Origin of the sequence: Xaviernesmea rhizosphaerae, from assembly GCF_001938945.1 — a bacterium.
Taxonomy (GTDB): domain Bacteria; phylum Pseudomonadota; class Alphaproteobacteria; order Rhizobiales; family Rhizobiaceae; genus Xaviernesmea; species Xaviernesmea rhizosphaerae.
In genome coordinates, this window is the sequence record NZ_MKIO01000038.1 from 97,658 (window position 1) to 117,395 (window position 19,738).

Annotated in this window: 19 protein-coding genes; 10 read left to right on the top strand and 9 right to left on the bottom strand. The window is 65.4% G+C overall.

Annotated elements, in window-relative coordinates; translation table 11 throughout:
• Positions 1–8 precede the first annotated feature (8 nt).
• Entirely contained in the window at positions 9–1,562 is a 1,554-nt protein-coding gene (gene metG / locus BJF92_RS17775) for a methionine--tRNA ligase (protein WP_075636170.1), read from the bottom strand.
• Between the two features lie 361 nt (positions 1,563–1,923).
• Here metG and BJF92_RS17780 point away from each other — a divergent pair, with 361 nt between their 5' ends.
• Positions 1,924–2,259: a pyrophosphohydrolase domain-containing protein gene (locus tag BJF92_RS17780; RefSeq protein ID WP_075636096.1), complete on the top strand. Its 336-nt coding sequence runs from the start codon at positions 1,924–1,926 to the stop codon at positions 2,257–2,259.
• 19 nt (positions 2,260–2,278) lie between these two features.
• Here the strand turns inward: BJF92_RS17780 and BJF92_RS17785 are convergent, their stop codons facing one another.
• The 5 genes from BJF92_RS17785 to BJF92_RS17805 form a co-directional block, all read right to left on the bottom strand.
• Complete coding sequence (locus tag BJF92_RS17785) at positions 2,279–3,298, bottom strand: DNA polymerase III subunit delta' (RefSeq protein WP_075636097.1); 1,020 nt, start codon at positions 3,296–3,298, stop codon at positions 2,279–2,281.
• Positions 3,295–3,981 (bottom strand): dTMP kinase, encoded by a 687-nt coding sequence (gene tmk, locus BJF92_RS17790; RefSeq protein ID WP_075636098.1) that lies wholly within the window; start codon positions 3,979–3,981, stop codon positions 3,295–3,297. The genes BJF92_RS17785 and tmk overlap by 4 nt, the downstream gene beginning before the upstream one ends.
• A gap of 155 nt (positions 3,982–4,136) precedes the next feature.
• Positions 4,137–5,282 carry a D-alanyl-D-alanine carboxypeptidase family protein gene (locus BJF92_RS17795; protein WP_075636099.1) on the bottom strand — a complete coding sequence of 382 codons (1,146 nt, stop codon included), beginning with the start codon at positions 5,280–5,282 and terminating at the stop codon, positions 4,137–4,139.
• A gap of 267 nt (positions 5,283–5,549) precedes the next feature.
• The gene (locus BJF92_RS26140) at positions 5,550–6,848 is read right to left on the bottom strand and encodes a septal ring lytic transglycosylase RlpA family protein (RefSeq protein ID WP_078058220.1); all 1,299 of its coding nucleotides are present in this window, start codon (positions 6,846–6,848) and stop codon (positions 5,550–5,552) included.
• Positions 6,849–7,166: 318 nt separating this feature from the next.
• Complete coding sequence (locus tag BJF92_RS17805) at positions 7,167–7,946, bottom strand: DeoR/GlpR family DNA-binding transcription regulator (protein ID WP_075636100.1); 780 nt, start codon at positions 7,944–7,946, stop codon at positions 7,167–7,169.
• A 114-nt stretch (positions 7,947–8,060) separates the two neighbouring features.
• On the opposite strand from BJF92_RS17805, the gene BJF92_RS17810 reads away from it, so the two are divergent.
• Entirely contained in the window at positions 8,061–8,444 is a 384-nt protein-coding gene (locus BJF92_RS17810) for a DUF4406 domain-containing protein (protein ID WP_075636101.1), read from the top strand.
• 70 nt (positions 8,445–8,514) lie between these two features.
• Here BJF92_RS17810 and BJF92_RS17815 read toward each other — a convergent pair whose 3' ends face one another.
• The gene (locus BJF92_RS17815; RefSeq protein WP_143524080.1) at positions 8,515–8,766 is read right to left on the bottom strand and encodes a hypothetical protein; all 252 of its coding nucleotides are present in this window, start codon (positions 8,764–8,766) and stop codon (positions 8,515–8,517) included.
• Between the two features lie 269 nt (positions 8,767–9,035).
• On the opposite strand from BJF92_RS17815, the gene BJF92_RS17820 reads away from it, so the two are divergent.
• From BJF92_RS17820 to BJF92_RS17845, 6 genes are all read left to right on the top strand, one after another.
• Positions 9,036–9,539, top strand: a complete 504-nt coding sequence (locus BJF92_RS17820) for a GNAT family N-acetyltransferase (RefSeq protein ID WP_075636171.1) — start codon at positions 9,036–9,038, stop codon at positions 9,537–9,539.
• 139 nt (positions 9,540–9,678) lie between these two features.
• Positions 9,679–11,151: a cryptochrome/photolyase family protein gene (locus tag BJF92_RS17825; protein ID WP_075636103.1), complete on the top strand. Its 1,473-nt coding sequence runs from the start codon at positions 9,679–9,681 to the stop codon at positions 11,149–11,151.
• The gene (locus BJF92_RS17830; protein WP_075636104.1) at positions 11,148–12,500 is read left to right on the top strand and encodes an NAD(P)/FAD-dependent oxidoreductase; all 1,353 of its coding nucleotides are present in this window, start codon (positions 11,148–11,150) and stop codon (positions 12,498–12,500) included. The genes BJF92_RS17825 and BJF92_RS17830 overlap by 4 nt, the downstream gene beginning before the upstream one ends.
• Positions 12,497–13,372 (top strand): DUF1365 domain-containing protein, encoded by an 876-nt coding sequence (locus BJF92_RS17835; RefSeq protein ID WP_075636105.1) that lies wholly within the window; start codon positions 12,497–12,499, stop codon positions 13,370–13,372. The genes BJF92_RS17830 and BJF92_RS17835 overlap by 4 nt, the downstream gene beginning before the upstream one ends.
• A gap of 40 nt (positions 13,373–13,412) precedes the next feature.
• Positions 13,413–14,666, top strand: a complete 1,254-nt coding sequence (locus BJF92_RS17840; protein ID WP_075636106.1) for an SAM-dependent methyltransferase — start codon at positions 13,413–13,415, stop codon at positions 14,664–14,666.
• A 122-nt stretch (positions 14,667–14,788) separates the two neighbouring features.
• Positions 14,789–16,072: an MFS transporter gene (locus BJF92_RS17845; protein WP_245294814.1), complete on the top strand. Its 1,284-nt coding sequence runs from the start codon at positions 14,789–14,791 to the stop codon at positions 16,070–16,072.
• A 24-nt stretch (positions 16,073–16,096) separates the two neighbouring features.
• On the opposite strand, the gene BJF92_RS17850 is transcribed toward BJF92_RS17845, so the two are convergent.
• The gene (locus tag BJF92_RS17850; RefSeq protein WP_075636108.1) at positions 16,097–16,912 is read right to left on the bottom strand and encodes an SDR family NAD(P)-dependent oxidoreductase; all 816 of its coding nucleotides are present in this window, start codon (positions 16,910–16,912) and stop codon (positions 16,097–16,099) included.
• A gap of 51 nt (positions 16,913–16,963) precedes the next feature.
• Positions 16,964–17,605, bottom strand: a complete 642-nt coding sequence (locus BJF92_RS17855) for a ChrR family anti-sigma-E factor (protein WP_075636109.1) — start codon at positions 17,603–17,605, stop codon at positions 16,964–16,966.
• A gap of 303 nt (positions 17,606–17,908) precedes the next feature.
• Here BJF92_RS17855 and BJF92_RS17860 point away from each other — a divergent pair, with 303 nt between their 5' ends.
• Both BJF92_RS17860 and BJF92_RS17865 read left to right on the top strand, forming a co-directional pair.
• Positions 17,909–18,949, top strand: coding sequence for a cysteine synthase A (locus BJF92_RS17860; protein ID WP_075636110.1), 1,041 nt, complete (start codon positions 17,909–17,911; stop codon positions 18,947–18,949).
• A 19-nt stretch (positions 18,950–18,968) separates the two neighbouring features.
• Positions 18,969–19,703, top strand: a complete 735-nt coding sequence (locus BJF92_RS17865; protein ID WP_143524081.1) for an alanyl-tRNA editing protein — start codon at positions 18,969–18,971, stop codon at positions 19,701–19,703.
• The last annotated feature ends 35 nt before the right edge of the window (positions 19,704–19,738 follow it).

Sequence of the window (19,738 nt, forward strand, 5' to 3'; positions counted from 1 at the left end):
ACCAAGGCTCAGGCCTCCGCCGGCGGCTGGTAGCGCGGGAAGACCGGGGTCGGCGCCGAGAGCGGCGTGCCGGCCACCAGGCGGCCTGCCTGCCCGAGGAAGGCGAAGCTGCGCTTTTCTTCCGGCACGGCCACGAGATCGAGCAGCTTGGCCGAGGAGCCCGGCATGAAGGGCTGGAGCAGAAGGGCGATCTGGCGCACCACCTCGGCGGTGACATAGAGCACGGTCGCCATGCGGGCCGGATCGGTCTTCTTCAGCGCCCAGGGCTCCTGCCCCGCGAAATAGCGGTCGCCTTCCGACACGAGCGCGATGATCGCGGCCAGCGCCTTGTGGATCGCCAGCGCATTCATCTCGGCGCGCACGGTTTCGACCAGCGCATCGGCGGTGGCGAGAATCGCCGCATCCGCCTCGCTCAAATCGCCGCAGACGGGCACCGCGCCCTCGCAGTTCTTGACGATCATCGACAGCGAGCGGCTGGCCAGATTGCCGATGCCATTGGCGAGATCGGCATTGATGCGGGTGGCGATCCCCTCTTCCGAATAGGAGCCGTCCTGGCCGAAGGAGACCTCGCGCAGGAAGAAATAGCGGATCTGGTCGAGGCCGAAATGCTCGACCAGATTGACCGGATCGACCACATTGCCGAGCGACTTCGACATCTTCTCGCCCTTGTTGAGCAGGAAGCCATGGGCGAAAACGCGCTTGGGCAGCGGCAGGCCTGCAGACATCAGGAAGGCGGGCCAATAGACCGTGTGGAAGCGGATGATGTCCTTGCCGATCATGTGCAGGTCGGCCGGCCAGAATTTGGCGCGCGGTCCGGTCTCGTCGGTGAGATAGCCGGTTGCCGTCACGTAATTGGTCAGCGCATCGACCCAGACATACATGACATGGTCGGGATCATCGGGCACGGGAATGCCCCAGTCGAAGGTGGTGCGCGAGACCGAAAGGTCCTTCAGCCCCGACTTGACGAAGGAGATCACCTCATTGCGGCGCTCGGCCGGGCCGATGAAATCGGGCTGCTCCTCGTAGAGCTTCAGGAGGCGGTCCTGATAGTCGGACAGGCGGAAGAAGTAGCTCGCCTCCTCCACCCATTCCACGGGCGTGCCCTGCGGCCCGTAGCGCACGCCATCGGCGCGCAGCTCGGTTTCGTCTTCCTGGTAGTAAGCCTCGTCGCGCACCGAGTACCAGCCGGAATAGCTGTCCTTGTAGATGTCGCCATTGGCGGCCATGCGCTTCCAGATCGCCGTCACCGCCTCGTGATGGCGCGGCTCGGTGGTGCGGATGAAATCGTCATTGGAGGCGTTGAGCAGCTGGCCCATCTTGCGGAACTCGGCCGAATTGCGGTCCGCCAGCTCCTTCGCCGTCATGTTCTCGCGCTTGGCCGTCTGCTGCATCTTCTGCCCGTGCTCGTCCGTGCCGGTCAGGAAGAAGACGTCGCGGCCATCCAGCCGCTGGAAGCGGGCGATCGCGTCGGTGGCGATCAGCTCATAGGCATGGCCGATATGCGGGCGGCCATTGGGATAGGAAATTGCGGTCGTGATGTAATACGGGGTCTTCGTCGTCATGGCGGCGTCGGTCTGCTTTCTCTGGGCCGGTTCCGGCAAGACGATGCCGGAGCCTCCGAGCGCGGGAGGCGGCCGAGGATCAAAAGGTCGGCCTCCAGAAAAAGCCTGGGCCGGATGGCGCGATGCGAGCGAGAAGGCCGGGTTCAGCTCTGCCGCGCGCGCCGGGCGGGGCTCTTCGGAAGGTGTCGGGATAGGCTCTTAAACCATTGCCGAGGCCGAGGAAACCGGGAAGGCAAAAAAGCGCCGGGACGCGACGGCCACCGCTTGACGCAGAGGCTAAAACTCGAACAAATAAAGAACGAACTCCGCGCGCCGTCCCTCGCTTCTTCCGCCCCTTCTCCCTTCTTTTCGAGACCCGCCGATGCTGACCGACTTGATGCAGCGCTTCGAAACCGCCTCCTCCCTCTATGCCGAGGCCAACGGGCTGACGCGCGACGACGACTGGTTCATGCTGAAGCTGCAGGAGGAGATGGGCGAACTCACCCAGGCATGGAACCGCGTGAGCGGCCGCTCCCGGGCCAAGGGCCGCGACGCGCAGACCATGGCGCGCGACCTCGCCGACGAGACGGCCGACGTGCTCGGCCATGTCCTCCTCTTGGCCCACCGCCATGGGCTCGACCTCGAAGCGGCCATCGCCCGAAAATGGCTTTTTGACCCGAGCGCAAACACGGCGCCGGACGCGTCCGCCACGAGCTGAGCGCGCGCGGGCGCTTCCTTCACCGCTCGGCGCGGATGGCGTCGATCAGCGACAGCACGGTCTGCTTGCGGTCGAGGTTATAGGCGGCGGCGGTGGCGAGCTTCTCGGTCAGCGTACCGCTCAACTGCGCCAGCCGGTCGGCCCGGCCGAGATCGCCTGCCATTGCGGCCTGGCGGGCGGCGTCACGCACATGGGTTTCGATCAGCGCGGTGAAGAAGTCGAAGATGGTTTCGCTGTCCCTGCCCGAGAGCACGTCGGCCAGGCGGTGCATGTCCTTGCGCGCGGCCGCATCCTCCTTGGCGAGAAGGGCGGCAAAGGCTTCGAGAATATCGAGACCGCCGTGATTGACGAGCTTCAGCGCCTCGGCGACGCTGCCATCGGCGGCGTCGATCACCTGCTCCGCTCGCCCCTGCGGCAGGGCCACGCCCAGCGCCGACAGCGCCGCGGCGATATCCTCAGGGGAAAGCGGCCGCAGCGCCAGCGGCAGGCAGCGCGAGCGGATGGTGGGCAGAAGCTTGCCCGGCGCATGGGTCAGCACCAGGAACAGCGCCCGGCGCGGCGGCTCCTCCAGGATTTTCAAAAGCGCATTGGCAGCATTGCGGTTGAGATCGTCGGCCGGATCGACGATGACGATGCGCCAATTGCCGGTGCCGGATGTCTGGGAGAAGAAGCGGCCGGCTCGGCGCACCTCCTCCACCGTGATCGCGCTCTTCTCCCGCCCGGTCTTCTCGTCGACGGGGCGCGTCAGATGCAGGAGATTGTGCGAGGCGCCGGAGACGATCTGGCGGAAGACCGGCGACTGCGGATCGGGATCGGCGAGCATCGCCGGGGCCAGCGCCGGATCGGGATGGCTCAGCACATGATAGGCGAAGCGGAAGGCGAGCGTCGCCTTGCCGATACCCTCTGGCCCTTCGATCAGGATCGCATGGTGGCCCTTGCCCGACCGATAGCTCTCGGCGAGGAACTGCTCGGCCGAGCGGTGGCCGAACAGGCGCGGATTTTGCGCCGGCGGCAGGGCGCCGTCGAGAAGCGCGCTCATGCCCCGCCCCGCCCGGCCTTGAGCGCCGGATCGGGCAGGCGCGGCTCGACGATCGACAGCACCATGGCGGCAACCGCCGCCGGCGCCGGACGGGCATCGACCACATGGCAGCGCTCAGGATCGGCTGCGGCGATATCGAGGAAGCCATCGCGGCGCTTGCGGTGGAGTTCGATGTCCTCGCGCTCGAAACGGTCCAGCTCGCCGCTGGCGCCGGCGGGAATGCCGGCACGCGCCCGCGCGCGCTCAAGACCTTCCTCGGCAGGCATGTCGAAGATGATGGTGCAGTCGGGCCTCAGGCCGTTGATCGCCACGCGCTCCAGCGCGGCGATGAAATCCGGGTCGAGATCGCCGGTCATGCCCTGATAGACGCGCGAGGAATCCATGAAGCGATCGCACAGCACCACGCGGCCGGCGTCCAGCGCGGGGCGGATCACCTCCTCGACATGGTCGCTGCGCGCAGCGGCAAACAGGATCGCCTCGAAGCGCGGACCGCCGGCCTGGGCCGCGCCCGACAGCAGCACATGGCGCACGGCCTCCGCCCCGGGCGAGCCGCCGGGCTCGCGGGTGATCATGACGTCATGGCCGCGCCGGGTCAGCGCTTCGGCCAGCCGGCGAATCTGGGTCGATTTCCCCACCCCTTCACCGCCCTCGAAGGTTACGAAGACACCGCCGTCCCTCGTCACTGGTTCGTCCCATTCTGTTCGATGAATCGGCAGGCCCGGATGGACCACCGAAGAATAGGCCGGTGTTAGCCTGTTGTGGCCGCAGGGTCAAAATGACCATGGTCAAAAACGCCCCGGGCTCAAGTCGCTCGGGCCCCGGGCGGTCGTCGCGCGGATCAAAGCCAGAAGAACAGAAGTTCCTGCAGCGCATCCGCCGCCCGCCGGGTCAGCGGGCCTTGATCCACGGCCTGCGCCGCAGCCAGCGGCACCTCCCGGATGGTCTTGCCCCCGCGCGTGACCACCAGACGACCCACCTCCGCCCCTTTGGCGAGAGGGCTTTTCAGCGGCCAGCGATAGACGACCTCTGCCACGACCTTTTCCTGAGACGAGGTCTGCAGCAGGATATCGACGGGCGCGACGGGCACCAGCGCCACATGCGGCACGGCCCCGCCATAGACGGCCGCCTCGGCCACGGTCTCGCCGGCCTCGAACAGGCGCTTGCGGACAAAGTCGGTCATGGCCCAGTCGAGCAGCTTGCGGCTTTCCTCGGTGCGCTCCTTGTCGCTGGCAAAACCGCCGGCGGCGAGAAAGACGCGCCGACCCTCACGCGCCATGGAGGCGACGATGGAAAAGCCCTGCCCCTCGGCAAAACCGGTCACCAGCCCATCGACGCCGATATTGGCGTGAACCAGCGGATTGCGGTTGCGCTGGCGGATCTTGTTCCACTCGAAATCCGGCAGGGCATAATTGGCATAGGCGTCCGGGTAGGTTTCCTGCAGATGCCGGGCCAGCGTCACCAGATCGCGCATGCTCGTCTGGTTGCGCGGATCCGGCAGACCGGTGGCATTGGCAAAGCGGGAGGCGGACAGACCAAGCGCCGCCGCGCGGGCATTCATTCTGTCGACAAAGCCCTGCTCGCTGCCCGCAAGCCCCTCCGCCAGGATCAGGCAGGCATCATTGGCGAATTGCACGGCAATCGCCGTCAGGAGCGCCGGCACGGGCACGCGCGACTTGATCGCGGCGAACATGGTGGAGGTGCCGGAGGGCGCGCCGCCGGTGCGCCATGCGAATTCGGAGACCGGAAAATCGCTTGTCAGCGCCAGGCTTCCGCTCCTGATGGCCTCGAGCGCCACTTCCATGGTCATCAGCTTGGCGTTGGAGGCAGGCGCCACGACTGTATCGGCCTCGCGCGACAGGAGGACGGTGCCCGTCTCCTGCTCGATCATATAGACCTGCTTGGCCTTGGTCTCGACCCCCTGGCCAAACGCGGCGGAGGCCGCCAGGAGGCAGGCCACCATCGAAGACAGAGCGATTGCCCGCATCCCACTCTCCTTCTTCCTGCTGCTGCTTCCCCGCGCCGGGCCGCGACGCGAGGATGCCGTGGATCACAGCTGTAGCACGGACAGGAACATGGCGCGGGCGGGTGTGAGAACGATCCCCAATTTCAGCGATGGTTGAAGCATTCCGCCTCATGGATCTGCGGCTTGGCAACAGGCCCTCATCTTCCAGACAGGCGACCGGCTGCCTGACCTAAAACGGCGAAGGGGCGGAGCCAAGCCCCGCCTCTGCCGATTAACGCGCGGTGCCGCTCAGCGATGCGCCGCGGCGTTATCCGCGTGGAGAATGATCTTTTCGGCGGTCAGTTCGCCGCCATCGGCCAGGATGGCCTCGAAGGCGGCTTCGCTCGGATGCGGGCGCGGTGCTTCGGCGTAAGCTGCCGTAAAGGAGGAACGGGAGGCCAGGCGCGGCGCGCCGCCCGGACGCGGCGTCGGCATGGGGCCGATCTGCGGCAGCGAGAAGAAGGCGTCGAAGGAGGCGGGCGCGGCGTGCTGGGCCGGCGCATCCTCTTCCGCAAGGGCGCTGAGCGGGATGCCGGCGCCCAGCATGGAGGGCGGTGCATCCGGCGCATGCGCCGGCATTCTTGCCGGCATGCGCGGCTGCGGGCGGGGATCGGCCATGCGGGCCGAGACGCTCACGGGCGCCGGCGCCGGAACGGCGGCGGCCATGACGGGCGCAGCCACAGTTTTGGCGGGCGCGGCAACGGGCTTTGCCGCCTTGTGCTCCGCGACGGCGGGCGCTGCCGCGCGCGGCGTTTCGCGCACGGTCGGCCCGGTCACCACGCGCGGCTCGGGGCTGGTATGGCGGAAGAGCGAGCCGCCGAAGGAGCCGACCTCCTCGCGCATCGAAGCGCTGGAAGCCACCATCACGCCGCTGGCGATCTGGCCGCCGCCCGGAAGCGAGTGCGGCGTGCGATCGCCCTTGGGCACATAGGAGGCCATCAGGAAGGGCATGTCATTGCCTTCCAGCGGCGCTTTGCCGACATATTGCACCCGCACCTTGGCGCTGCCCTTGCGCTTCACATCGAGGAGATCCGCCGCCTTGGAGGAAAGGTCGATCAGGCGGTTATATTCGTAAGGGCCGCGATCATTGACCCGCACGACGACGGAGGAGCCGTTTTCCAGATTGGTTACGCGGGCATAGCTGGGAAGCGGGAAAGTGGGATGGGCGGCCGACAGGTGGTAGGTGTCGTAAACCTCGCCATTGGCGGTCAGACGGCCATGGAATGCCGAACCGTACCAAGACGTCATGCCGACCTTGTCGTAACCCGGCTCTTCCTTGGGCTGATACCACTTGCCCTTGACCTGATAGGCATCGCCGACCTGATAGCGGCCGCCGCCCTTGGGCACGTTCTTGCCCGTGGCCACGCGCGGGCTGGCTTTCACGCCATAGACCGACTCGGGGAAATATTCCTTGCTGCGCTTCTGCTTCGGCGGCGCTTCGGCCACCTTCTGCGTGGTGCCGCAGGAGGCGAGGCCGATGCACAGAAGCGGGATTGCCGCCGCCCGTCCGCCCTTGATGACGGCCGCCGTCACCCGCCCGGTTCCCAGTCGAAATCTTGTCAATGTCTTGCCGCCATCCGTCAGGTCAGCCGTCTTGCGGATCCGCTTTCCGCATCACGACCGCCAAGGTCCTCGTCCCGGCCAGTCCTGAACCCTAAGGACAGGCGCCGCATGCGCCCCGATGTCCCCTGTTTCAATTCCGGCCACGTTCAGCCGTGCCCCGCCAGAGCGCGGACACATATGTCACAAAACGTGACGCTTCCGAATCATGACAGGAAGGAGGCGGAATTGCGAACCGATGATGCAATGCAGCGGCGAAATTGTTTCTTATGGTTAACAAACGGTAAATGACTGAAAAGATATGGTTTAGGATCCATCCTGCTCATCTGCCTGAGTCTCGATGATCCGGACACCCAAAGCGCGGTAAGGCGCCAGCCGGTCGGACGCCAGGCCACTTTGCACGAAAATTCCTGAAATATCGGAAACCGGCATAATCGTGCACGGCGAGACATGATCGAGCTTATTTTCCGTTGCCAGCAGGAAGGTTTCAGCCGCCCGGGACGCGATCAGGCGCTTGATCGCCGCCTCCTCCAGATCGCCGGTCGAGAGCCCATGGATGGGATGCAGCGCCGTGGCCCCGAGAAAGAATAGATCCGGGCGAATGAGCAGGATCTGGCTGCTGGCTGCGGCGCCAACGGCCACCATGGAATGCTTGTAAAGCCGCCCGCCAATCAGAATCACCTCCGCTGTGGGATGTGCTTCCAGCTCGGCCGCGATCGTCGGGCTATGGGTCGCGATGGTGAAGCCGAAATCGCGTGGCAGCGCTTTGGCGATCTCGGCTGTGGAGGTTCCGCCATCGAGAAAAATCAGTTGGCCGGGACGCACCAGGGCTGCGGCGGCGCGACCCAGCGCCCGCTTGACCGAAGGCGAAACGGTGCGGCGGGCAGCAAAATCCGGCAGTTCCGGCGCGAGCGGCATCGCGCCACCATGCACGCGGCGCAATTGCCCCTCCGCCGCCAGCTCGCGCAGATCCCGGCGGATCGTATCCTCGGACAGGCCAAGCTCTTCGGCCACGGCCTTGGCCACGACCTGCCCGTCCCGACGCAGCCGGTCCATGATCAGGCTTTTGCGCTGCTCAGCCAGCATTTTCTTGACTCTACACGAATTTGCATGAATTTACGTCTTTGCCGAAGCTGTCGATCCTGAACTTAGCGCCAGGGTCCGCGGTCGTGCAACCTCGTAAATTTTCTGGAGAAGACCATGCTGATCCTGATTGCCGGACCCTATCGCTCCGGAACCAATGACGACCCTGCGCTGATGGCGCAAAATCTCAAGAAACTGGAAGCCCCCTCCTATGCCCTGTTTCAGGCTGGCCATGTGCCGATGATCGGCGAATGGGTGGCGCTGCCGGTCTGGCACGCGGCCGGCGGAGCGGCTGTGGGTGACGCGCTCTATGAGGAAATCTTCCACCCGGTGGCCGGGCGGCTTCTGGCGCTGTGCGACGGGGTGCTGAGACTGCCAGGCGCCTCGAAGGGCGCCGACAATGATGTTCGCATCGCCCGGGAGCGCGGCATTCCGGTCTGGACCCGTCTCGAAGATGTGCCCGGCGTGACGGCTTCTATTGCAGCAAAGATCGCGCTATAGGCTGCTCAAGGCAGCAGGGAAGCAACGCGTCGCCCCTGGTCACGAAGATCGCGGGCGCCATCGCTTGGCGTCAGCACTGGTACTGAATGATCGTATAGCTGACGCCGACGATATCGCCATTCGGCGCGCGGATGAAGTTCGGGACATATTGCGGATCGGGCGGCACACAAACCTGACCCGACGCATCAGCCGTGTCGTAGGCTGTCACGGTGGTTGCCTGCTCGCGCGCATAGTCCGCTGGCGGCTGGAGCGCGGCAAAAGCGGGCGCGGACGCGGATGTGAGCGCCAGGACAAAAGCGGAAAGACGCAATGCTGTGCACATGGGACAACCTCGCTGAGCGTGTAGGCGGATTGACCAGACAACCCGATTTTCCGGCTTTTTGTTCCGCCGCACATTAACCTTTTCTCAAGCTTTCGGCCGGGCACGCCGGCGCGTCTGTGCCCGATCGTGCGGCATGGTCATGTCGAAAAGTGGCTTGACGACGCGCGGCTGCGGCAGGAACAAGCGGATCATCGGCAGCCGGTATGTCGCGTCTGGCTTCGGAATCGGCTTACAAGGCCTTACTCGCTGCAAAGGAAGGCATTCGCATCATGGACATGCTGGTCAAACTCTATGAGCTCACACCCGATCCGGCGCTCGATCGGCGCATGGCGGACGAGGGCATCATCATCCGCCGCGCACTGGCGCCGGAGTTGAAGCCCCTGACCGACTGGATCCTGCCGCGCTTCGGCGCGGGCTGGGTTGGCGAGGCGACGATCGCGCTGGCCCGCCAGCCGGTCAGCTGCTTCATCGCGATAAAGGATGGCGCGCTTGTCGGCTTCGCCTGCCACGAGGCCACGGCCAAGGGCTTCTTCGGACCGACCGGGGTCGATGAGAGTTGCCGTGGCAAGGGCGTGGGACAAGCGCTGCTCCTGCGCACCCTTCTCGACATGCGCGACCAGGGCTATGCCTATGGCGTGATCGGCGGCGCCGGCCCCACCGGCTTTTACCAGCGCACCGTGGGCGCGGTGGCGATCGAAGGCTCCGTTCCCGGTATCTATCGCGGCATGCTGCAGACGGCCGCTCCAAGCGGCGTGGCCGGCAACACCAAGTAGATCGAAGGCTTTGGCGCCGCATCCTCTTTCATGAAGCCTGCGGCGCCGTTGCGCAGGGAATTCTCGCGCGCGAGCAAAGAAATTCCGGCGTCGCACCGCGCGCCTGATCCGCCCGTCATCACTCCGCGTAAAGGAGTTGATGAACAAGAACAGCCATCATAGCTCCGGCAGCGCCGGCCCATCGCCCGTGATCCTGTGGCTGCGCAAGGATCTTCGGCTTCAGGACAATCACGCGCTGAAGGCGGCTGCGGACTGCGGCGCGCCGGTCATCTGCCTGTATATACGCGAACCGCAGGACGGGCTGGGGCCGCTGGGTGCGGCGCAGGCCTGGTGGCTGCACCATTCGCTGGAACGTTTCGCCGAGGCGATCGAAGGTCTCGGCAACCGGCTGATCCTGCGCTCGGGTGAAGCCGGCGCGGTTCTCGGCGCGCTTATCGCCGAGACAGGCGCGCGCACCATCTTCTGGAACCGCCGCTACGACCCCGAGGCGGCCGCTGTCGACAAGGCGCTGAAGGCGCATTTCGAAGGCGAGGGTCTGCAGGTTAAGAGCTTTGCCGGCCAGCTTCTGCATGAGCCGACCCGGCTGAAGACCAAGAGCGGCGGGCCTTTCCGTGTCTATTCGCCTTTCTGGCGCGCCTTCGAGGCCTCGGGCGAACCGGATGCGCCGCTGGAGGCGCCAGCCGCCCTGCCCGCGCCAGACCGCTTTCCGAAGAGCGAGACGCTTGCCGATTGGGCGCTGCTGCCGGTCAAACCCAATTGGGCGGAGGAATTCGATGGGATCTGGACGCCGGGCGAGGCCGGCGCGCTTACGCGGCTCGATCGTTTCGTGGCGGAGCGGCTGAAGACCTATCGCGCGGGCCGTGAACGGCCGGCGCTGGATGGCTCCTCCGGCCTGTCGCCGCATCTGGCCATGGGCGAGATCTCGCCCGCCACCATCTGGCAGGCCACCATGGGACTGTCGGACAGGATTCCGGTCGAGGAGATCATCGCGTTTCGGCGCGAGATCGTCTGGCGGGAATATTCCTATCATCTCCTGTTTCATCACCCGGATCTGCCGCGCGAAAATCTGAACCGCCGCTTTGACCGGCTCGGCTGGCAAGGCAGCGAGGAGGACTTCGCGCGCTGGTGCCGGGGCGAGACCGGCTATCCCATCGTCGATGCCGGCATGCGCCAGCTCTGGCGGCACGGGGCCATGCACAATCGCGTGCGCATGATCGCCGCCTCCTTCCTGGTCAAGGACCTCTTGATCGACTGGCGGCGCGGCGAGGCCTGGTTCCGCGACACGCTGGTCGATGCCGACCCGGCCAGCAATGGCGTGAACTGGCAATGGGTGGCAGGATGCGGCGCCGATGCCGCGCCGTTCTTCCGCGTGTTCAATCCCATTCTGCAGGGGGAGAAATTCGATCCGAAGGGCGACTATGTCCGCCGCTTCGTTCCCGAGCTTGCCCGCCTGCCCGACCGCTATCTCCACCGCCCCTTCGAGGCGCCTTCGAGCGTGCTGGCCGAGGCCGGCATCACGCTCGGCAAGACCTATCCGCTGCCGCAGGTCGATCACGCCCGTGCCCGCGACCGCGCTCTGACCGCCTATCGTTCCGTCAAGGATGCTTCATGACCAAGATCGTCTCCCTCAATGCCCATCGCCCCGCACATGGCGCAGGCCACCAGCCGCGCCTGAAGGTGGCTGTGATCGGCTCCGGTATTTCTGGCAGCTCCGCCGCCTGGGCGCTGAACGACGTGCACGATGTGACGCTGTTTGAGAAGGATGCCCGGCCCGGCGGTCATACGGCCACGGTGGATGTCGATTATAACGGCCGGATGATCGCGGTCGATACCGGCTTCATCGTCTATAACGAGGCCAATTATCCCAATCTCACCGCGCTCTTCGACCTCCTGAAGGTCAAGACCCATCCGACCAGCATGAGCTTTTCCCTGTCGCTGGACGAGGGTGCGCTGGAGTGGAAGGGCGGGCCCTTTTCCAGCCTCTTCGCGCAGAAGCGCAATCTGGTGCGCCCCTCCTTCCTGCTGATGCTCAAGGAAATCCTGCGGTTCAACCGCGTCTGCCTGGCCGACCGCAGCGCCGGCCGGCTGGAGGCCATGTCGATCGGTGAATATCTCGACTGGCGCGGCTTCTCTCCCGGTTTTACCAACAACTATCTGATCCCGATGGCAGCCGCGATCTGGTCGGCGCCGCCGAACCGGATGATGGAATTCCCCGCCTGGCATTTCGTCCGCTTCTTCGACAATCACCGGCTGATCTATTCCAGGCCGCATCCCTGGCGCACGGTGGTGGGCGGCAGCCGCACCTATCTCAACCGGCTCCTGACACCGCTCGCCGGCCGCATCCGCCTGTCCGCCGGCCTGCGCGCCATCCAGCGCGACGCCACCGGCGTGACGCTGATCGACGCGGCCGGCCACGCGGAACGCTTCGACAAAGTCGTCATTGCCACCCATAGCGACCAGGCGCGCGCGCTGCTGGCCGATGCCACGCCGGTGGAGGAGGAGATTCTCTCCGCCGTGCCCTACCAGGCCAATCGCGTGGTGCTGCACCGCGACCGGACGCTGATGCCACGGCGCGAGAAGGTGTGGGCCTCCTGGAACTATCTGCGCTCCAGCAGCGCGGAAGGCGCCCATCGCGTCGCCGTCAGTTACTGGATGAACAATCTCCAGCCGATCGATGCGGCCTGCCCGCTTTTCGTCACGCTCAACCCCGAGCGCGAGCCGGACCCGAAGCTGGTCTTCGGCGAATATAGCTATGACCACCCGCAGTTCAGCGGTCGCTCCATGCAGGCCCAGGAACGGCTCGCGACCATTCAGGGCGACAACCACACCTATTTCGCCGGCGCCTGGACCGGCTACGGTTTCCATGAGGACGGTCTTTCCTCCGGTCTTGCGGCGGCCGAAGCGCTCGGCGCCACTGTTCCCTGGCGCAGCCGCGCCGGCTTCGTGCAGGCGGCGGAATGACCGTGACCCACTACCCGCCGCCGGTGCAAGGCGCTGCGCCAGCGGCGGCGCTCTATGTCGGCGAGGTCATGCACCAGCGCATGCGCACGGTGGTCAGGCGCTTCTCCTACAGCGTCTTCTCGCTTGTCATCGATCTCGACCGGCTCGATGAGGCGGACCGTCAGGCGCGGCTGTTCTCGGTCAACCGGTTCAATCTCCTAGCCTTTCACGAGGCGGACCATCTGCCCGGGGACGACGCGGGCCTGCGGGCGCGGTTCGACGGCCTGCTGGCCCAGGCGGGCTTGAGCGAACGGGCGGCGCGCGTCGATCTTGTCTGTTATCCGCGCATGCTCGGCTGGGTCTTTAATCCGATCGCGGTCTATTACGCCTATCGGGCGAGCGGCGATCTCCTGGCGATCGTCTATGAGGTGCGCAACACCTTCGGCGACCGCCACAGCTATGTCTGCCCTGTTATGCCCGGACAGGTTTCTCCGGCCGGCATTCGTCAGGAGGCCGCCAAGCGCATGCATGTCTCGCCCTTTCTGGGGCTCGAAGGCACCTATCATTTCCGCATGACCGCGCCGGGCGAAAGCCTGCGCTGGCGCATTCTGGAGACGGACGCGCAAGGGCCGATCCTGGCGGCGACCTTTTCCGGCAGGCGGCAGGAACTTTCCAGCCGCGCCATTGTCTCTCAACTGGCGCGAATTCCGCATCTGACACTCAAGGTTCTCGGCGCAATCCATTGGCAGGCCTTGAAGATCTGGATGTCGGGCGTGCGCTTCCACTCGCGGCCGCCGCCGCGCGAAGGCGTTAGCCTCTGGCCGCGCGACGCAGCGGCACGGGGTCAGATTTCTCCTCATCCGCCCGTTGGCGGGTCGGCGGATTACGGTTAATTTATGATGGCAGGCAATGATGGCTGAAGGGTGCTCGTCCATGACAATGACAGACGCGTATCACGACCCGCGCGACAAGACGGTGCGTCTTTCGGCGGAAAACATCGCCCGGTTCGTCCGGGATCTCCCGGCCCGCGCGCAGATGGTTCTGCGCGGGCTTATTCACATGCAGACCGGTTCGCTGATGCTGACCCTTCCGGACGGCCGGACCGTGATGATAAACGGGCGCACGCCGGGGCCGGCCGCGGAGGTGACCCTGCACAACTGGAACCTGCCGCAGCGGGCGCTGACCGGCGGCACCATCGCTGTGGCCGAGACCTATATGGACGGAGACTGGGAAAGCCCCGATGTCGGCGCCTTTCTCGAACTGTTTCTCGTCAATGCCGAGGTCGGCCGTCATTTTCCCAATGGCGCGCGCGGGCTGCTGCTGATGATCGAGAAGCTGCGCCACTGGATGAACCGCAACACCAAGTCCGGCTCCCGGCGCAACATCGCGGCGCATTACGATCTCGGCAACAGCTTCTACAGCCTGTGGCTCGATCCTTCCATGACCTATTCCTCCGCCCTTTATGCCGATGGCATCGAGGACCTGGAACAGGCGCAGCGGGCCAAATATCGGGCGCTGGCCGAGGCCGCCGGCATCGGGCCTGACGATCATGTTCTCGAGGTCGGCTGCGGCTGGGGCGGCTTTGCCGAATATGCGGCCGGCGAGATCGGCTGCCGCGTGACCGGGCTGACCATCAGCCGGGAGCAGCTGAGTTTCGCCCAGGCGCGGATGGAGAAGGCCGGCCTGTCAGACAAGGTGACGCTGAAATTCCAGGACTACCGGGACGAAACGGGCGTCTATGACAAGATCGTCTCGATCGAGATGTTCGAAGCCGTCGGCGAGAAATATTGGTCGACCTATTTCAGCCAGCTGCGCAAATGCCTGAAGCCGGGCGGCAGAGCGGGGATCCAGGTGATCACCATCAAGCCGGAAAGCTACCGCGAGTACCGCGCCAATCCGGATTTCATCCAGAAATATGTCTTCCCCGGCGGCATGCTGCCGACGCGCGAGCATCTGGTCGACGTGGCCGCCGCCGCTGGCCTGTCGATGGTCGGCGACATGGGCTTTGGCCGGGACTATGCGCGCACGCTCGCCGCATGGCGCGACCGCTTCCATGCCGTCTGGGACCGGATCGAGCCGATGGGCTTCGACCTGCGCTTCAAGCGCCTGTGGGAATTCTATCTCTATTATTGCGAGGCGGGATTCCGGGCGCGCAACATCGATGTACGCCAAGTGATTTACGAATGATTTCAGATCACTGATCTGATTTTCTCATCTATCGATTGATGACAAGAAGGCCCCGTGGACATGATCTGCGGGGCCTTTTGCGTCGTAAAGGTCGCCGACATGCTCAACCGGAAGGCCGGCCTTTGCTCCCCCGCAGAACCCTTCTCGCCTATGCGCTGCCTGCGGCCCCGCTCGCCGCGCTCGGCCTGCCGCTCTATGCGCTCGTTCCGACCTATTATGTCGAGACGGTCGGTCTGCCGGTCGCCGCGGTCGGCTGGGTGGTGCTGATGATCCGGCTGGTCGATGCCGTCAGCGATCCCGCCGTCGGCCTGTTTGCCGATCGGATCCGCCCGCGCTTCGGACGGCGGCGCAGCCTGTTCCTGAGCGGGCTTCCGGTCACGGCGCTGGCGGCGATCATGCTCTATCGGCCGCCAGACGGGGCGGGGCTCGTCTGGCTCGGCCTCTGGGGCGCGCTGGTGTCGATCGGCTTTACCCTGGTGCAGGTGCCCTATTCCGCCTGGGGCGCGGAACTCGTGCGCGACTATCACGGCCGCACGCGCCTTGCCGCCTGGCGCGAAAGCGTGACGGTCGTCGGCACGCTGATCGCCATCGCCCTGCCCTTTTCCATCGGGTTTGCGCCAGGCCAGTCCGGGCTCGCCCTGCTCGGCTTCGTCACCGGCGGCCTGCTGATTCTGACCGGCCTTCTGGCGGTCGCAAGCGTGCCCGAACCCGAAGCTGTCGGCACGGCCGGTATGCGTCCGCAAGAGGGCCTGCGGCTTCTGGCCGAGAACAGGCCGTTCCGGCGGCTGATCCTTGCCTATTTCGTCAATGGTCTGGCCAATGGCATCCCGGCGACACTGTTCCTCATCTTCGTGTCGGCGCGGCTGGATCTGGAAAGCCTGCGTGGCCCGCTTCTGTTTCTCTATTTCCTCTCGGCCATCGCCGGGGTGCCGCTGGCCAGTGCTGCCGCCCGCCGCTTCGGCAAGCACCGCGCCTGGTGCGCAGGCATGGTGCTTGCCTGCCTGATCTTCGCGCTGACGCCCTTGCTGCCGGCCGGCGCGGCGCTCGCCTTCGGGCTGATCTGCTTTTCCACCGGCCTGCTGCTCGGCTTCGATCTGGCGCTGCCGCCGGCGATCCAGGCCGATGTGATCGATGCGGACGGCGCCGGCCCGGGCCGGGCCGGATTCTACTTCGCCGCATGGGGACTGGCCACCAAACTGTCGCTGGCAGCCGGGGCGGCCCTCACCTTTCCGCTGCTCGGCCTGTTCGGCTTCGATCCGGCCAGAGGCAGCGCCAATGATGCGACGGCGCTGATGGCGCTCGCGATGCTCTATGCCTGGCTGCCGGTTGTGCTGAAGTTTATCGCCATCGCGCTGATGTGGCGCTTTCCGCTCGACGAAACCGCCCATCGCAATCTCCAGGGATAACCAGGGCGCCGCAGCCCCAAGAGGTCACTCCCGCCTCGTCTGCGCCGCTTCGGTGGCCAAGGGCCGGGTCTTCCAGCCGGTGGTGCGGTTGATCAGCGCGAAATAGAGCCCATAGGGCAGAAGGCGGGCGAGCTTGAGCCCGTAGGTGAAGCGCTTGGGAAAGGTGATCTCGAAGCCTTTGGCCGCCAACCCTTTGACGATCTCCGTCGCCGCCACGTCCGGCGTGACCAGCGCGGGCATCGGAAATTCGTTCTGTTCGGTTGCCGGCGTATCGACGAAACCGGGATTGATCACCTGGATGCGAATGCCGAGCTTGTCGAGATCGAAGCGCAGGCTCTCGGCCATGTTGATCAAGGCGGCCTTGGTCGCGCCATAGGCCGCGCTGGTCGGCAGTCCGCCATAGCCAGTCACCGAGGAGACGATGGCGATCTGGCCGCGGCCGGCCCGCTTCATCGCTTCCACCGTCGGCAGCAGGCAATGTACCGTGCCATTGAGATTGACCGCAAAGGTCTTGTCGAAATCCGCCTGCTTCATCGCCTCGCCATGCACGGGCAGGAACACGCCGGCATTGAGAACGGCGAGCGCCAGAGGGCCGCACTGCGCCTCGATTTCGGCGACACTTTCAAGAACTGCCTCGGCATTCGTGACATCGGCAGGAAAAGCATGGATTCGCCCAGCGCCTTCCGCCACGAGTGCGGCGAGCTTCGCCTGATCGCGCGCCGTTGCAGCAACGGTGAAACCTGCAGCGGCGAGCTTCAGCGCGACAGCGCGGCCAATGCCGGAACTGGCGCCCGTCACCCAGGCGCAACCATGCTCTGGTCTGGCGGTAAAATCGGTCATCGCGCGCGCTCCTGGCCTGTCTTCGTTACACAGGCATACGCAGCGCCAACCCTATCCGATCAGATCGCCGAGGAATTGGCGTATCGAACCGGTGAAGCGCAGCGGCGCATCGACGATCGACAGGCCGATACAGGGCGCCTCGTCTTCCGCCACCGGACGATGCTCGACGCTGTCATCGGCGATCGAAATATCGCCCCGCGCGAAGCGGCCACGCCCATCGCGAAAGGCGCCGCAGAGCACGAGCGAAATCTCCATCCCCTCATGCGTGTGCGCGGGGATCTTTCTGCCGGGACGGATCCAGAAGAGGCTGACCTCGCAATCGTCGATCTTTCCGATCATATGCTCCTTAAAGCCCGGCAGCTTGCGCCGCCAGGGCACCTCGCCGGAGCCGAAGCCGATGAATTCGCGCAAGGCCGCTGGAAACAGCGGATCCTCAAGCAAAGGCCGAGCCTGCGCCGAGGGCGCCTCGGCGGCGAAGATCCGTGCGAGTGCGGCATCCGCATCGTCCAGAGCCACGGGCGGCGCCGACAAGAGCATATCGCCCACCAGCGCCTCATAAGCCGCGACCTTGCCGCGCTGCTGCGGCTGCAGTTCCAGATGCGACGAGACCAGAACCCGCATCGGCTCCGGCAGCATGCCGGCGGCGTATTGCGCCATCAAGGCATCGACCGTGTCCAGTTGAGCGCCCTTCATATATCCTAAACCTGCTATAAGCCCCTTGACGAAAATTACCTGCCTCCTACGCGCCGGGTCAACCTTTGGATCACCCGGCTTTTTCGCCTGTTTGATGGGGCGATTTTTACCGTTTGCGCCGCCCTGGTGGCAGAAATTTCCTTGAAAGCCGGTGAGCGTGAGAGGAGAAGAAGACGGCTGCCTGCAACGCGCCCCGCATCCCGCCTTCCAAGGAGCGTGCAAGGGCGCTTGCAAGGCGCGTCCCACGGCCTATCTTCGACGTCTCCCCGCGCGGTTCTGCATTTTCGCGAAAGGTTCACCACCATGCCCGCTCTCGCCTCCGTTCTCGACGCCATCGGCAACACGCCCCTGATCCGGCTGAAGGGCGCATCGGAAGCCACGGGCTGCACCATTCTCGGCAAGGCCGAATTCCTCAATCCGGGGCAATCGGTCAAGGACCGTGCCGCCCTGTCGATCATCCGCGCCGCAGAGCGCGCCGGCGCGCTCAAGCCGGGCGGGGTGATCGTCGAGGGCACGGCCGGCAATACCGGGATCGGCCTCGCGCTTGTCGCCCAGGCGCTCGGCTATCGCACCGTCATCGTCATTCCCGAGACCCAGAGCCAGGAGAAGAAAGACGCCCTGAAACTTCTGGGCGCCGAACTGGTCGAGGTGCCGGCGGTTCCCTACCGCAACCCCAACAACTACGTGAAGCTCTCGGGCCGGCTGGCGGCCGAACTGGCGAGGACCGAGCCCAATGGCGCGATCTGGGCCAACCAGTTCGACAATGTCGCCAACCGCGAGGCCCATGTCGAAACGACCGCGCCGGAAATCTGGCGCGACACGGACGGCAAGGTCGATGGCTTCATCTGCGCCGTCGGCTCCGGCGGCACGCTGGCGGGCGTGGCCGAAGGCCTGCGCGGCTTCAACCCCGACATCAAGATCGGCCTTGCCGATCCGGAAGGCGCGGCCCTGTTCGATTATTATACCAAGGGCGAGCTCGCATCCGCCGGCTCCTCGATCACCGAGGGCATCGGCCAGGGCCGGATCACCGCCAATCTCGAAGGCTTCACGCCCGATTTCTCCTATCAGATTCCCGATGCCGAGGCCCTGCCGCTGGTGTTCAAGCTGGTGGAAGAGGAAGGCCTCTGCCTCGGCGGCTCCTCCGGCATCAACATTGCCGGCGCCATCCGCCTGGCGCGCGATCTCGGCCCCGGCCACACGATCGTGACGATCCTGTGCGACTACGGCAATCGCTACCAGTCGAAGCTGTTCAACCCCGCCTTCCTGAAAAGCAAGGGACTTCCGGTGCCGGCCTGGTTGACGAAGACGACGGAAGTCTCCATTCCTTACGAGAATGCCGGATAAGCGACAGATCGACCTGCCCATGACTCTTGCCCTCTACCGCGACGACTTCTACCTCTCGACCGTGGAGGCCACCGTTGTGGATGTGGGCGAGGACGGCGCGATCACGCTCGACCAGACCTGCTTCTATGCCACCTCCGGCGGCCAGCCGGGGGATGTCGGCTTTCTGGAGCGGACCGATGGCAGCCGCATTGACATTGTCGAGACGCGGCATGGCGAAACCAAGGCCATCATTCTCCACCGCCCCGCCGAGGGCGCGCCGCGACCCGCCATCGGCGAGGTGGTCGTCGCCCATATCGACTGGCCGCGCCGCTACCGGCTGATGCGCATGCACACGGCCTGTCATCTTCTCTCTGTCGTCTGCCCTTATCCGATCACGGGCGCCGCTGTCGGCGAGGAGGAAAGCCGGGTGGATTTCGACATGAGCGAGACGATCGACCGGGATGCGGTGACCAGCGACCTCATGCGCCTCGTCAACGAGAACCATCCGGTCACGCTGCGCTGGATCACCGACGCGCAGCTGGCCGCCAATCCCGACATCGTCAAAAGCAAGAATGTCCGCCCGCCCATGGGCCTTGGACGTGTGAGCCTCGTCGTGATCGGCGAGGATGCGGCGGTGGACAGCCAGCCCTGCGGCGGCACGCATGTGTCCGAAACCCAGGAAGTCGGCGCGATCCATATCGCCCGAATCGAAAAGAAGGGTAAGGAGAACAGGCGCTTCCGCCTGCGCTTCGGCGTGCCTGATACGGCCGGCTGAGCCGGTCCTTCGATCATCCTCGAGATTTCCGCCCC

Bases quoted from the DNA above. Each gene is read 5' to 3' on its own strand.
- metG (WP_075636170.1), bottom strand. From the start codon at position 1,562: ATGACGACGAAGACCCCGTATTACATCACGACCGCAATTTCCTATCCC.
- BJF92_RS17780 (WP_075636096.1), top strand. From the start codon at position 1,924: ATGCTGACCGACTTGATGCAGCGCTTCGAAACCGCCTCCTCCCTCTAT.
- BJF92_RS17785 (WP_075636097.1), bottom strand. From the start codon at position 3,298: ATGAGCGCGCTTCTCGACGGCGCCCTGCCGCCGGCGCAAAATCCGCGC.
- BJF92_RS17795 (WP_075636099.1), bottom strand. From the start codon at position 5,282: ATGCGGGCAATCGCTCTGTCTTCGATGGTGGCCTGCCTCCTGGCGGCC.
- BJF92_RS17805 (WP_075636100.1), bottom strand. From the start codon at position 7,946: ATGCTGGCTGAGCAGCGCAAAAGCCTGATCATGGACCGGCTGCGTCGG.
- BJF92_RS17810 (WP_075636101.1), top strand. From the start codon at position 8,061: ATGCTGATCCTGATTGCCGGACCCTATCGCTCCGGAACCAATGACGAC.
- BJF92_RS17815 (WP_143524080.1), bottom strand. From the start codon at position 8,766: ATGTGCACAGCATTGCGTCTTTCCGCTTTTGTCCTGGCGCTCACATCC.
- BJF92_RS17820 (WP_075636171.1), top strand. From the start codon at position 9,036: ATGGACATGCTGGTCAAACTCTATGAGCTCACACCCGATCCGGCGCTC.
- BJF92_RS17825 (WP_075636103.1), top strand. From the start codon at position 9,679: ATGAACAAGAACAGCCATCATAGCTCCGGCAGCGCCGGCCCATCGCCC.
- BJF92_RS17830 (WP_075636104.1), top strand. From the start codon at position 11,148: ATGACCAAGATCGTCTCCCTCAATGCCCATCGCCCCGCACATGGCGCA.
- BJF92_RS17835 (WP_075636105.1), top strand. From the start codon at position 12,497: ATGACCGTGACCCACTACCCGCCGCCGGTGCAAGGCGCTGCGCCAGCG.
- BJF92_RS17840 (WP_075636106.1), top strand. From the start codon at position 13,413: ATGACAATGACAGACGCGTATCACGACCCGCGCGACAAGACGGTGCGT.
- BJF92_RS17850 (WP_075636108.1), bottom strand. From the start codon at position 16,912: ATGACCGATTTTACCGCCAGACCAGAGCATGGTTGCGCCTGGGTGACG.
- BJF92_RS17855 (WP_075636109.1), bottom strand. From the start codon at position 17,605: ATGAAGGGCGCTCAACTGGACACGGTCGATGCCTTGATGGCGCAATAC.
- BJF92_RS17860 (WP_075636110.1), top strand. From the start codon at position 17,909: ATGCCCGCTCTCGCCTCCGTTCTCGACGCCATCGGCAACACGCCCCTG.
- BJF92_RS17865 (WP_143524081.1), top strand. From the start codon at position 18,969: ATGACTCTTGCCCTCTACCGCGACGACTTCTACCTCTCGACCGTGGAG.